The 14,773-nt window shown below is 38.7% G+C and carries 6 protein-coding genes and 2 pseudogenes; 2 read left to right on the top strand and 6 right to left on the bottom strand.

The features are described 5' to 3' along the window. From RMB13_RS08190 to RMB13_RS08165, 6 genes and pseudogenes are all read right to left on the bottom strand, one after another. Positions 1-2,628 (bottom strand): type VI secretion system Vgr family protein, encoded by a 2,628-nt coding sequence (locus RMB13_RS08190; protein WP_311084929.1) that lies wholly within the window; start codon positions 2,626-2,628, stop codon positions 1-3. A gap of 345 nt (positions 2,629-2,973) precedes the next feature. After that, the gene (locus RMB13_RS08185; protein WP_132071257.1) at positions 2,974-3,762 is read right to left on the bottom strand and encodes a hypothetical protein; all 789 of its coding nucleotides are present in this window, start codon (positions 3,760-3,762) and stop codon (positions 2,974-2,976) included. Continuing rightward, positions 3,763-8,676 (bottom strand): annotated as a pseudogene (locus RMB13_RS08180) (RHS repeat-associated core domain-containing protein). A 12-nt stretch (positions 8,677-8,688) separates the two neighbouring features. Next, positions 8,689-9,267, bottom strand: a complete 579-nt coding sequence (locus RMB13_RS08175; RefSeq protein WP_311084997.1) for a hypothetical protein — start codon at positions 9,265-9,267, stop codon at positions 8,689-8,691. A gap of 14 nt (positions 9,268-9,281) precedes the next feature. Further along, positions 9,282-11,855, bottom strand: a pseudogene (locus RMB13_RS08170) (type VI secretion system Vgr family protein); the annotation flags it as partial. Between the two features lie 103 nt (positions 11,856-11,958). Continuing rightward, entirely contained in the window at positions 11,959-12,855 is an 897-nt protein-coding gene (locus tag RMB13_RS08165) for a LysR family transcriptional regulator (protein ID WP_205469505.1), read from the bottom strand. 98 nt (positions 12,856-12,953) lie between these two features. Here RMB13_RS08165 and RMB13_RS08160 point away from each other — a divergent pair, with 98 nt between their 5' ends. Next, positions 12,954-14,294 (top strand): MFS transporter, encoded by a 1,341-nt coding sequence (locus tag RMB13_RS08160; protein WP_311084928.1) that lies wholly within the window; start codon positions 12,954-12,956, stop codon positions 14,292-14,294. Further along, positions 14,287-14,688, top strand: coding sequence for a hypothetical protein (locus RMB13_RS08155; RefSeq protein WP_311084927.1), 402 nt, complete (start codon positions 14,287-14,289; stop codon positions 14,686-14,688). Before RMB13_RS08160 ends, RMB13_RS08155 begins: the two co-directional genes overlap by 8 nt. Positions 14,689-14,773: the final 85 nt, after the last annotated feature.

Genomic DNA, 14,773 nt, shown 5'->3' with positions numbered 1-14,773 from the left:
TTAGTCCAATATCACTTTTGCTGATCCATTTTTTGCTGCATCTGACTGTTTAGCAGAACAGTCTGGTAAATCTAATGCAGGTGGATTTATTGATGAGCCCCCCATAAACAAATGCTGCCCTGCTTTCACCTCAAGCTTACCGCCCGTAACTGGGAAAATACCCGAACTATTCAACTTAACTTGAGACCCATTTGCAGTCAGATTAATTTCAGTTGGACTAGTAATAAAAACCGTGTCTTCGGTTGAAGTAATCTGTACACCTTTTCGAGCAATGACATCTAAGGCATCACCTTGAGCCTGAATTTCTACTTTGCCTTGGCCAGCAAAAAGCCGAGCACCTTCTTGGGCAGCAAATAGACTAATTTTTTGGCTCGCATGGCTCACTATATTCTTTTGCGTACTGATATTAATGCTATCTCCAGCACTTTGAGTAAGCTGTGCATTTGCACTGAGGTGTATATCCTCATTACTACTCACAGCAATACTTTTTGGAGATGCTAACACCATTACCGCTGATTGGAACTCAACAGCCTTTTTGGGATCTTCTTGTTGGAGAACTTCAATAAATGACTGAATATTTTCAAGCATATCTAACGGGTCAGTTTGCTGATTTTTAGCCACTTCACTGAGAGCCTTGGCATTGTTAAGGCCACCTTCTATTTGTTGTTTGGCCTCATTTGCATCAAGGTGTACGCCTTGAGCTTGATCTTGTTTGTGAGTACTAACGAGTAAGCCACTGCCTGCTCTTACCGCGCCCCATTGGTCTGTTCTGAGTTCGAAGCCTTCACCACGACCGTCACTTGTCGCGCTTTCTTTTGGATGGCTTAAGTTACCCAAGTTTAGTTGGCTTGCCGCATGACTGCTTTGTAGTTGGGCACTGATTTGCCCTGTGGTGTCATCAAAACGTAGCTGGTTAAAGCCCTTACCATCGACTTCTTCGGAGCGAATGCCGCTGAGCTTTTTGGTATCGGGTAGCTGACCTTTCTGATCGAATTTCGTTGGATGCCGTTCAGCTTCATGAATACGGCCCACCACAAACGGACGGTCAATATTGCCGTCAAAGAAGTCGATCACCACGATCTCACCCACACGTGGTAAGAAGCGTGCACCGTAACCAACGCCAGCCCATGGGGTGAGCACATCCACCCAAGCCGAGTCAGTGTCATTATCGTTACTTCCTGCTCCGCCATCATGGTTATGGTCGTCACCACGGGTAAATAAGAAACGGACTTTAATCCGCCCCCACTGGTCGACATGAATACTTTCGCCCTCTAATCCCACCACTCTAGCACGCTGTGGATAAGCTACTGGTCGGTGCTCTAACGGATGATACTCAGGAACAGTTTTAATATTTCTACGCGACAAAATGAGTTCATTACCTTGACGCTCAGTCTTGTCGTTTAGCCCTGATTGATTGTTTTGCCATTGGCTTTGACTAAAAAGTTGATTGATTTGTTGTTGCAAATCTTTAGGCAAATTATTTTGCAAATAGAAGCTTTTGCCAATAATAAGAAACTCTTTGTCTGACCCGCTATGCGTATCTATTTCTGGATGTTCATTGAGTTCAAACCAATAACCAACCTGCGCATCACGTACTGCGGTTTGTGCACGGAAGTATTTCGATTGAGATGCATAATAATCGGATAGATTTTGGTTGAGTTTTTCTAGCTGCTGGTGACTCGATGCGGTGGCTTGATCTTCACCGTTTAAATCTTGCATCCAAGCAGGACTCATGTGCCATGCCTGCTCTAGACTTAAACTTGCATTATCCTGATTAGCACTATGACTATGCTTTGACTGAACACTCCCCATGCCTTCTTCTTGACTTAAGGCATCAGCCTGCCAGCGTTGCACATGCACGGCTGTAGATTGCAAGTTTCGAGTTGGCACGAGGCTCGTCATACTATCTTGTTGTTCAACTGCGCTACTACGGTGATAACGGATATTTCTTCGGTCTAATGCTAAATATGATTCATTATTATCAATTAAACGTAATTTTTGTGGTTGAATCTCATCTGAGCTACTAGTGACAAACAACTGAGCTTCATCAATTAACCAGTTAATGCCTTCACTACGCCAAAGTCGGGTTAAAAAATCATAATCCGTTTCATTACTTTGCATAACAAAAGGTCGAACATCGTAGTTTTCAGTTAAACTTTTTAAATCTAAAGTTAAGCTAGACGCAAACAATGAGCTTTTGTTCTGCCATTCTGTAAATAGAATTTCAGTGATATCCCGTACACTTTTATTCATAAATACACGGCTATTTCGGCGTTTATGCCATAGCGCGGTCGGCTCTTGTAATCTCAGTTTATACAATGTTAATGAACCATCACTCTGCCCCTGACTGGCTTCGGTAATAATTCCTGTAGTTCTGAATAATTGCCCCTGATCAGTTACCTGATCGACTGCAACCTGATAACCAATAAATTGTTTTAATGAAATATGCGCATTAGTAGAGAGACAAAATAGATCGGCAGCCAGACCTTCATTTAACTGATGCTGCCCTTCAATACTTTGTAAAAAGACTTGAGTATTCAACGATGGATTAGAAAACTGAACATGAAGTACGCGTTTTTGCGAACTAATACCCAAATCTTCTAGAATTCTATGTATATGAGATAACATCTTTTTATGAAAATTTTGTCAGGATTGGCATTATTTTATAAAATACAGAAACATCTGTCTATTTTGTAAAGAGAAACTTAACGATATGAATACAAGAGTGGATGAAGATGATGAACGTATAAAGATATAAAGTGAATTAAAAACTTACACTATTAATTCACTTTTAAAAGTTGTTAAAATTTTAGTATTCCAAGAAATTCATTAACAGCATTTACAAATTGCGATGATAAACCGTTTCTTTACCATCAAAGTCAATTTCTTTAATTAAAAGCCCACCAAGGTCATAAAAAATTGATAACTTGCAGTATTTTTTAATTAAGCTTTTAAAATTAATATCATAAGTAGTTACTTAATCTCATACTCTAGCATCCCATTAGTTACACATAGATTTCCAGATGGGAAATTACCCTTCCATCCACAAGGAAAATAATTACACTTATATGCTTCTAATAACAAATCTATTAATATATTTTCGAAATCAACATAACAAGCCATTAATATTAAATAAATATCGCTTTCGACATCATCCAAAAAATAGTAAAAAACCTTATCTTGATTATTTAATTTATTTTCCAAGACAATATTTAACTTATTAATTTTATCGTCAAGATAGTCAATATTAATTGAATTTGAAAAAATAAAATTATAAATTTCTTTTTCTATAAATTTTCTAATATCATTCCAACTTTCATATGGATTTTTTACATTTTGGTCATGGGCAGTTTTTACTGCTAATTCAAAATCTATTTCATAAAAAATTTCACTTGGCTTTTTATTTAAATTTGAGCTTAAAAAATTATTTTTGAAAAAACTATATATTTCTTCAAATTTATCTGTAGGTATTATTTCATTTTTTAAATTAACGATTTTAGTATTTTTCAAAGATCTAATCTCGTCAATTTTTTCTTTTGAAAATATTGACTGTTCTTCAGCAAGTTCAATTAAAGGATCTATGCGCTCCCAAACTAAATTATCATTCTTCAACTCAATTTCAAATAATAGAACTTCCAAGGCATTTTTTCTTAAAGAAAAGTCACTATTTTCACTAATAAACTTCTTTAATATCTCAGCAGCCTCAACTTTTTTACCGAATTTAATGAGCTTCTTAGCATATTCAACTTTGCTTAGGTTCATTTAGTATCTCCTTGATGATTTGATATATCGGTCCCAATCACCATCTTTAAGTCCAGTAGGTTTACCACATCTTGTTTTATACAGTGATAATTTTTTATGCCTTAATGCTGAATCCAAGTTTCGTTGTAGATCTTGGACAGCCCTTTTTCTATCACCTTGGTTAACATACTTTTTCTCAATATGATCCAATTCTTTTTTAACAGCCCTTGTATAAACTGCATGTCCACCCAAATGCTCACTGATATAAACATTTGATGTCTCAGGAAGCATTATCCCATTTGAGGCACTATTCATTTTAAAGTCTATATCTTTAAGTAATTTATGATTTTCAAGAGTTTCAGGAATTACATGGTGCGCTTGCTTTCCTGGCCAACCACATTGCCCTGTTACATTTTTACCAAGCTCTTGCGAGTTTTTTTTCTTCCTTAAACCTGTAGGATCAACCCACCCCACTGGATTCGGAGCATATTCATAAACATTATTACCACCCAACAACCCTATCGGGTCTTTACTTACAAACCTACCTACATACGGCGAATAATATCGATAGCGATTGTAATGTAATCCTGTCTCTTCATCAAAATACTGACCTTGGAAACGGATATTATTTGAAATAATCTCACTATTTTCGAAGAAATTGGATTTTGCTCTCTCCGCTTTACACTCACCCCATGCTTTATATTCGGCTTTCCAAATAATTAAACCAGTATGGTCGGTCATTTCCTGTGGCGTGCCTAAATGGTCGCAGTGATAGAACCATACATCATCAAATTCTTTACCCTGTTTTTCAGTTTTCCAAAGCGGGTCACGGTGTATGTTATAAGGTCTATCTGACCAATCTGGAGTTTGGTGTAATTCTATTGGACTTAAATAAACAGCCTGTAGCATTGGTACGAAACTGTCTTTTTCATAGATGTAATGCTTGGTCAGTTCCTCTGTGGACTCATAAGCAAGCGTATCGCCATCCCATCCATAAATAATATTATGTTCTTGACCTGTATGGTGATGTTTACTTCGCTTTTGAATACGACGACCTAAAGTATCATAGCGATATTCTGCCGTGTATTGACTATTACGGCTCTTCACCATACGGCCATAGACATCCCACTCAAGGTTTAAATCACCTTGGCTCATTTTTTGTCTTACGAGTTGTCCATAAGCGTCATATTGGTACTGTTGATCTAGATACTCTTTAACTACGTTATTAACTAAACGGTTATAACCATAGTCTTTTTCTTTCGCACTTTGTGAATGGCTTTGAGCCTTCTGACTATGATACGAATCTATAATGTTACTGGCAGGGTCAAAGTTAAAAGTTTCTTTTCCAAGTTTACTGCTCGCTTCAAGTAAACGCCCTACAGGATCGTACTTATAGGCAATATTGCCACGGCGTGTATCTCGAATTGCCGTTAGCTCACCTGCTTTATCATATTGATAAAGACGTTGTACCAATTGACTGGTCTGCTCTAATGCATTGTTGTGTGGCTTATATTGGTTTTGATAGCCATTTTCATGTTCACTCAACATCATTTGGCTTTTCAAACGACCTGCCAAGTCATATTGCTGTTCTTGACTCACTCCGTTGGCATAGTGACGTGCAATTTCACGATGTAAATCATCACGCTCAAAGCTAACAAGGTCTTGACCATTCACGATCAAACTTTGTACATGACCGCTACCATATACCAACCAGTCAATAATCTGTCCGTCTGGACGAGACGTTTTGATTCGATCATTAATTTCGTCATATTGGTGTTTCCACACCGCGGTTTTATTGATTTTATAGTCTTGTTGGTGTTCCCGTACTAAATTGCCAACCGCATCATAAAACCATTGTAAATTGCTTTGAGCATTTTTAGCTTGAATGATTCGCCCCATATAATCATAGGCAAACTCTTCAGTCTGTTGTTCTTCAAGTTCTAAACCATAGTGGCCATAGCCTGCAGTACGCTGTTCTAAACGCCCCATACTGTCAAAAATAAATTGTTGGATTCGGTCTTTTGGTGCAGCTCGGTCTTTGAGGTCTTGTCCATAAGCAGATGCGACTTCAATACTGGTTGCAAGTTGGCCCGAGTTTTCATTGTAGTGGTAAACCGTTTCCTTACCATCAAAGTCAATTTCTTTAATTAAACGCCCACCAAGGTCATAAAAAAATTGATAACTTGCACCATTTTCATTAATTAGTCGGGTTAGACGTCCCAATCGATCCCATTTATATTTTAATTTGTGATTTAAAGCATCTGTACGAGACAGAATTAAACCAACCTCATCATATTCATAGCGAGTGATGTTCTGTTTAGGATCTACATGTGCCAGTAACCGCCCTTCAGCATCATGAATGAAGTGTTCTTCGGTTCCATCAGCATGTTTGATCTTTTCAAGTTGACCAAAAGCATTCAGAGGTAAACCCTTTATAATTGGTTCTCGATTTTCTAAGATAAGTTCAGTATAAAAATACTCAACTTTTTATTTTAATGCATTTTCAATACTTATTACACGACCACGCTCATCATATTGCCACTTGGTCTCTTTACCTGAACAATCTGTATAACTGATTAAATTCCCTTGATCATCATATTTGAGTGACTTACTTCCACCTTTAGCATCTGCAATGGAAGTTACTAAGCCCATGGCATTGTAAGCATAAGCCGTTTCATGCTTAAGTGGATCAATTTCTTTGATCAGATTACCAGAACCATCATATTGCTTAAACCAACGTCCCTGTTCGGCATCAACCATACCAGTGAGTTGATTTTTTTCATCATATTCAAAATAACTCGTTGCCCCATCATCTTGAGTTGTTGTCAAGACATTACCGCGCTCATCGTAAGTATAAGAAGTTTTTGAACCGTCTTTAGCAATATGGAGTGTTATGTTTTTTGCATGATCTCGAAAGAACCACTCTTCAAAATTATCAGGATAAACAATTCGGTAAGTATAACCGTCAATATCATAGTAATGTTCGGTGCTATTCCCTTCAACATCTAACACAGTCGTTTTTCGGATATCTTTATCCCACTCCAGCTTTGAGGCACTGCTGGCGTTGTCTGCCCATTCTTCAATCGCTTTTGAAGTAGGTAAAATACCGTCCCATTTTAGATTCATACCACGATTAGTAAGATCTGTATAACGTGTAATTAAATGATAGTTGTATTGATAAGAATAAGAAGCAGCAAATTCAATTGTTGCCTGAACCAAGTCACCTTGTTGATCATAGTTATAACTTGCCAATACGCGATCTAATTGGCCATTTTTGATTGTCCAAATATCGGAAACCAAACCTTGTGGAGTTAATTGCAAAGCTAAATGAGCCAGCAAATTATCGTCCTGTTTAAATAAAATGTCCGATAAAATTGTTTTATTATCTATAGAAACATGGTCATAACGTAAAGCTACTTTGAAGCCATTTTTACGTTCTATATAGGATAGACGATAGTCCTCACCGTATTTTTCATAATAGCGTTTCTCGTCTTCACCGTAGGCAATTAAATGAAGCTGATCTGATAAAACTGTATAAGTATATTGCTCAACCGGATCGTAAATACTTTGACCCGTCCTTAGGGCAGGCAGATCGATTGCTCGGCCATCTAAACCAATGTATTCAAGCCCATTTAAATAGTCTTTATGGTCTTTTTTCTTTGGACTATATTTAAATTTACGAGAAATTTTTGTAGTAAATGGAGTAACCCAACGTGCACCAAAGATAGAGTCATCCATTTGATACAAGTTTGAAGCATAGCTACGGCTAATACTGTCCTCAATTACACCACCAATTTGAGCATCAACATGAGTAAAGAACTCTGTACCCATTGCAAAGGTAATTGAACCACCTGTCCCCCCCATACAGTTTTTACACTGATTGGCATTACTCCCTGCCTCAGCTTGTTTATTTGTTTTATCAGTCGGATTTGATGGATGGCTTGCACTGGCTTTCGTCGTTTCTTTTGCCTTAATCTGAGCTTTCTTTTGCCGATGTTTTGCAGCAACCATTCCCATAATGCTGAATAGCCAACCAATAGTCCATAAAGTATTAGGGTCACTTAAACCATTTACTTTTCCTTGAGCAACTTGACCTATAGATCTTATTTTTGCACCTAAAGCTAAAACTTTAGCTCGTGCTTCATCAGAGACTACTAAGTTGGCTAGGTTGACATACCCTTTACCTACAGTCTTTGCAACATTTTCAGTAGCATATTTGGCATTGTTTACTATACGGGTTCCGTCAAGTTCAAATATTCCTTTTATTACTCCTAAAGACTGCTGGCCCGCTCGCTTAAGGTTTGGAAGTCCATTTAAAGAACCGCTGACTAATTTCTTAAAGCCGTCATCAATAGTTTTTGTTAATAAGACAATCCAATTGCCAACTTCTTTTAGAACCTGACTAAGTAAACTTTGCCCTTTTTTAGCAAAGTTTTCTAAAGTCCCTGCTACATTTTCAGCAATAATGGTAGTTAAAAATACACTTGCGCTGTCTTTAAATCCTGTACTTAAAGCTTTTTTTACTTCTTGAGAAGTTAATGTTTTTTTACCTAATTTCTTTGCTTGCGCTTTGATAATTTTTTCTGATTCATTCTTTACATAAAATAATGCTGGTCGTGCTGCACCACGCACGGAAGGTCCAACTGGCCCCATTGGCACCAATCCAATGACATCAATTCCCAAATTTAACCAATCAAAAATCTCAACTTTATCAAGACCACCTTTATTGAGCATGCTTATGATATCAATAATGATATCGCCAACAGCAAAGGCACTTCCTAAAACCGGTACACTTCTACAAATTGTCTCTAGTCGATCAACTGTAACAACACCATTTGTATATTCTCTAAACCATTTATCAACTGCTGCTTTCTTTGCAGTTAAATCTTTTGGACTGAAAGTATTTAAAGGAGCAACGACTGAATTTTGTGACATGTTCTTCTCAAATTATACAAACGTTTCAAATGGTGATTGGATTTTTGTTATTGCTGTTTTGTCAGAGCTTACTTGAGTCAACATTCGGAGTGGATTACTCTGCTGACTTGAAGACATAAAGCTATTTTGACTAACAAATGATTGACTTAACTTAGATCCATCACTCTCCCCTAAAACCTGTTCCATTGCCATTGGTAGTAATGCTTTAGCACCTTGATCTTTGATTTTTTTAACTGATTCAATCTTCTGCTGCACAGATTTCACATTGTCCGCAAGTTCACTCAACTTTTTAAAGTCATTTTTCAATGTTTCGGTTAACCCTTTACTGCCAGATGCAATACCAATGCCTCCTTCTACATCATTTTGATTTGGCCACTCTGCCTTACGTTTAAAATCACTTGCCTCATCCCAAGGATTACGCGGGTCTGGATCAAATAAAACCTTCACCGAACCTGTTGCCAAACCTGCAACACGAGCGAAACCTTTATCGTCTAGCTTTCCATTAACGACTTTGCCCAAATTATCAGTTACGGTATAACCCGCCCCTTTAACAAATGCACCATGTGAATAGTCATGTAAAAGCTCGAGCACACCCTGCCCACGTTTAGGCGGAGGCGGTAGTGAAGAACTGAAATTCGCACCTCCCCCCCCATAAACAAATGCTGCCCAGCTTTTACCTCAAACTTGCCACCAGTGACAGGGAAAATTCCCGAGCCATTAATCTTGATTTGAGATCCACCCGCCATGATAACGATTTCTTTAGAAGCACTAATTTCAATTTTATCTTCTGTTGAAATAATCTGAACCGCTTTACGGGCAATTAAATCTACTCCATCTCCTTGCGCTTGAATCTCAACTTTACCTTTGCCTGCATAGAGTCTCGCGCCTTCTTGAGCCGCAAAAAGGCTGATTTTATTTTGAGCATGCGCAATCAGGTTCTTTTGAGTGGTCAGATTAATGCTATCCCCAGCAGTTTGACTTAACTGAGCATCTGCGCTGAGGTGAATGTCTTCATTACTGGCTAGAGCAATACTGTTAGGTGCAGTTAATATCATCAAGGCTTGCTTAAAAGCAGCAGCTTTGTCTTGATCTTTTTCTTCAATTTGTTCTATGAACGTTTTTAAGTTCTCAAGCACTTCCAATGGATCAGTTTGCTGGTTTTTAGCAACTTCACTGAGTGCCTTGGCATTGTTGAGGCCGCCTTCGATTTGTTGTTTGGCCTCGTTTGCGTCTAGGTGTACGCCTTGAGCTTGGTCCTGCTTGTGGGTACTAACGAGTAAGCCACTACCTGCTCGAACTGCGCCCCATTGGTCTGTTCGTAGCTCAAAGCCTTCACCACGACCATCACTTTCGGCTTTATCTTTTGGATGGCTTAGGTTACCCAAGTTGAGTTGGCTGGCCGCATGGCTACTTTGTAGCTGGGCACTGATTTGACCTGTGGTGTCATCAAAACGTAGCTGGTTAAAGCCTTTACCATCAACTTCTTCGGAGCGGATACCACTGAGTTTTTTGGTGTCGGGTAGCTGGCCTTTTTGGTCAAACTGGGTTGGGTGACGTTCAGCTTCGTGAATGCGCCCCACCACAAACGGGCGGTCAACATTGCCGTCAAAGAAGTCGATCACTACGATCTCACCAACGCGCGGTAAGAAGCGTGCGCCATAACCTGCGCCTGCCCATGGGGTGAGTACATCGACCCAAGCCGAGTCGGTGTCATTGTCGTTACTTCCCGCTCCACCGTCATGACTATGGTCATCAGTTCGGGTAAACAGAAAACGGACTTTAATACGTCCCCACTGGTCAACATGGATGCTTTCGCCTTCTAGCCCCACCACTCTAGCGCGCTGTGGGTAAGCGGCTGGTCGGTGTTCTAGCGGGTTATATTCAGGCACAGCTTTAATATTGCGTCGAACCACGTTCAGCTCAGCAAAGTGGCGCTGCTCAAGGTTTTGGCTGTCGAGTTGGGCAGCTTTGAGCTTGTCTTTTGGTAATAGGCGCTCAAGTTGCTGTTGTAATTCTTTCGGTAAATTATTCTGGTTATAGTAATGCTTACTTAAGATTAAAAACTCTTTGTCAGCACTGTCGTGGCGCTCAAGTTCAGGGTGGTCATTCAGTTCAAACCAATAACCCACCTGTGCATCACGGACGTTACCTGAGACCGTAAACTGTTTAGAGCTCAGGTGATGGTATGCATTGATATGCTGGTTAAGCTGTTCAATCTGGCTATTGCCTGAAGCGGTGGCTTGGTCTTCGCCTTTTAGGTCCTGCATCCAAGCAGGGCTAACGTGCCATGCATCTTCAAGGTTTAGGCTCGCATTGTCATAGTGTTCACTGTGCTGCTGCGTGCCCTGTACGCTGCCACTCCCTTCTTCTTGTTGGAGGGCATCGGCTTGCCAGCGTTGCACATGAACCGATGTCGGCTGTAAACGGCGTTCTGACTTAACTTGCGTAATGGTATCGAACTGTTCTGTAGCACTGCTGCGCTGGTAACGGAGGCTACGGCGTTCAAGCGCCTGATAATTTTGGTTATCGTCAATTAAACGCAGTACTTGTGGCTGGATGGCAACATTCGGGTCGGCGACTAAAAGCTGCGATTCATCAACCAGCCAGTTAATGCCTTCGCTACGCCACAAACGGGTTAAAAAGTCATAATCGCTTTCGTTTGACTGCATCACAAATGGACGCACATCATAGTCTTTAGTTAAGCCTGCCGTGTCGAGTGTTAAGCTTGAGGCAAATAACGGGCTTTTCCCCTGCCATTCTTTAAACAGAATTTCGCTAATATCACGCACGCTTTTATTCATAAACACGCGGCTATTACGACGTTTATGCCAAAGTGCAGTTGGGTCTTTTAAGGTGAGGTTATAAATGGTGAGTGAACCGTCGCTTTGCCCTTGGCTGGCTTCGGTAATAATGCCTGTCGTTCTAAAAAACTGGCCCATTTCAGTGACCTGATCAACGGCAACCTGACAGCCAATAAATTGTTTTAATGCAATATGTGCGTTCGTCGACAGACATAGTAACTCACCAACACTGCCTTGGTTGAGCGTATGTTCGCCTTCAATACGTTGCAAGAAGACTTGATTGTTTAATGATGGGTTGGAAAATTGCACATGAAGTACACGATTCTGTGCAACCAAACCTAAACTATCTAAAATTTGAAATATTTTATTGGACATCATTATTATAAAACTGAGTCATAATCAGCGCTATTTTATAAAAAACAGACAGAATTGTCTATTTATATAAAATAGCTTATCGTCCATAACTTACATACTTTTTAGTTTATCTAAAAGAAAGACGGGCTACCAAAAAGTCTATAAATGCCCGAGTTTTGGCTGGTAAATTAGAAGTACTAGGATAAAGTAATTGAATATTTTGTAACGGTAACGAGAAATCAGGAAATAACCGAATTAAGCGGTTTTGTTGAATATCTTCATCAACTAACCATGCTGGGCAAATCGCAATACCTAATGATGACAGCGCCATTTGATGAATTGCGGTTACCGAGTTTGATTCATACTGACTTCGAATAAAAGGTAATGAATATTGCTCGCCTAAACTATTTTGTAAAATATATTGTGAATCTTGCCAATTTAATAAGGTGTGACCAATCCACGGAACATCTGCCAAATCGGATATATTTTCTACAGGATGGTTTTGTATAAATTGCGGAGTAGCCACAAGATAAATTGGATATTCTCCGATTTTTCGGGTTTTTAGAGATGAGTTTTTTAAATTTCCTAGCCGTATAACAAGATCTAATTTTTCAGTAACTAAATCATCAAGCGATGAATTAAACGAATATTGTAGTCGTAAATGTGGGTAAAGCCGACAAAACTCAGGAAGTAAAGGCAGAATAAAGCGTTGACCAAATTCATTGGTAGATGAAAAACGTAAAGTGCCTGTAATGCTCGTACCTAAATGTTGGCTTCGCTCAAAAGCCTCATCAATCTGAAGCTGGATTTGTTTAAAATCTTCATAAAAATGCTGACCTATTTCAGTTAATGCAATATTACGGGTATTTCGAATTAAGAGACTTGTATTTAACTGCTTTTCTAATTGTTTTATATCAATACTCACCATTGATCGGCTCAGTCCCAAAATTTCGGCAGCCTTAGTAAAAGATCCGGAATCGACAACTTGTAAAAAACTAGTAATTTGCTTGAGATTTTTTTGCACAATTCAGCCGATTATTTGAAATTATTAAACAATGATTTTACTTCGCTTGCATCGACAATAAAAGAGCCGAATCTTACCCTGCCTGCACGGAGGTAGGTATGTCTTATCGATATAAAATAGCAACGGTGTTTTTACTTGGGTTCTTTATTGATTGCATTAACATTTTTATGTCGGCAATTGCTTTACCTAATATTGCATCATCATTTTCAGTCAGCCAATCCATGGTCGCTTGGGTAACAAATGCCTATATTCTCGGCCTCATTTTAATCATGCCCATGAGTTTATGGTTAGCCACCAAGTTAGGAAACCAAAAGTTATTGTGTTATTCGATGCTGTTATTTTCTATAAGCATTTGCTTTATTGGATTTAGCGAATCGATTTATAGCTTAATCTTTTGGCGATTTATTCAAGGTATCGCTGGAGGTTTATTAATTCCAGTCGGCCAAGCTCTCGTCTATGCCTTATTCCCGAATCAAGAGCGCCAACGCATTTCTACAATGATTATGGCAATTGCCTTAATTGCTCCAGCTTTTTCACCCGCCCTTGGTGGTGTGATTATTGATTCATTGAGTTGGCGATGGGTGTTTTTTTCTAATCTTCCATTTTCTTTACTTGCCTCATTTCTAGCGTGGCTATGGGTTAAAAAAACAGAGAATGTGTCGAGTGAAAGACCAGACATAAAAGGCTTGGTTATTTTTAATATAAGCCTGTTATGTTTGTTACTCTCATTTTCATTCTATGGGGATTATCACAATCTCATGTTGGCTATAAGCAGTTTGCTAATTTCGGTGGGAATGCTTATTTTTTACATTCAACATTCGAAAAAAATCGATCATCCTATTCTTAATCTTCAGTTATTAAAAAATAAAAATTTACGCAATGCATTTATTGTCTATTACGCTGTTCCCGGTATTTTTACAGGTGTTAATTTACTCAATATTTTTAATTTACAGGTTAACCTTGGCTTTAATGCAAAACAAACTGGCTCATTCATGTTGCTCTATGCAGCAGGTGCGCTAGTAGCAATGATCAGCGGTGGCCTGCTCTATCAAAAAATAGAAAAAAAATATTTACTTATTATTGGCATTACCCTTCATAGCCTTGGTATCTTTCTTTTATTTTTTATTTCAAACACTAGCTCCATAAGCTTTTTAGTATTCGCCTATTTAGTGATGGGTATGGGAGGTGGCTTAAGCGCCAATATTGCCCAAATCAGTTCGTTAATTGATTTCAAGGGTCAAGATTTACTACAAGGCAGTGTACTCTGGAACATCAATCGACAAGTTTCATTTAGTGTCGGTACTGTTGTTCTCATTTCGATATATAACTTGATGTCTGGCTCAAGCGATCTGCTTCGCTATCAACATACTTTTTTAATTGCAGCTTTACTCTGCTTACTCTCACTCATTCCCATTTTAAAGGAGAAAACCCATGTCTAATCAAATGGATCAGGCCATTCAAAGCGTGATTGACCTACACGTTTTGATCGAAAATGTATTTACAGGCCAAAATGCAGAGCAAAGTCTTAACCCACTTTTAGATAGTTTCGATCAAAATTTTAAGATGGTCACGGTTCAAGGCCATAGCATTGGTTTCGCCGAAGTGCATAGTTTATTTAGCCAAAATGTTGGGAAAAAACCTTCTTTAAAAATCAATATTCTTAAAAGCAGAGCTTTATACGAATTTGAAAATTATTGTTGGGTGCAATATCAGGAACATCAGCAAACGAGTGAAACCGAGACAGTACGGACTTCTACAGCCTGCATTAAAGTAGAAGGCGAAAAATGTTATTGGGTTTATTTACATGAAACTTTAGTTCCACTCCAAAACTAAAAACTAAGTCATATCACTCACCTTAAAGATGGCACTTATTTTGCTTAATAATATTACGTTTTATGAAAATCGTAATACTGATCAA

The organism is Acinetobacter sp. V102_4 (assembly GCF_031799005.1).
Lineage (GTDB): Bacteria > Pseudomonadota > Gammaproteobacteria > Pseudomonadales > Moraxellaceae > Acinetobacter > Acinetobacter calcoaceticus.
Note: the sequence above shows the minus strand (reverse complement) of the source record. Positions and strands in the feature narration are given on the sequence as shown.

What these genes read in the sequence shown, in the direction of transcription:
- RMB13_RS08160 (WP_311084928.1), top strand. Translation starts at nt 12,954, where the DNA reads ATGTCTTATCGATATAAAATAGCAACGGTGTTTTTACTTGGGTTCTTT.
- RMB13_RS08185 (WP_132071257.1), bottom strand. Translation starts at nt 3,762, where the DNA reads ATGAACCTAAGCAAAGTTGAATATGCTAAGAAGCTCATTAAATTCGGT.
- RMB13_RS08190 (WP_311084929.1), bottom strand. Translation starts at nt 2,628, where the DNA reads ATGTTATCTCATATACATAGAATTCTAGAAGATTTGGGTATTAGTTCG.
- RMB13_RS08155 (WP_311084927.1), top strand. Translation starts at nt 14,287, where the DNA reads ATGTCTAATCAAATGGATCAGGCCATTCAAAGCGTGATTGACCTACAC.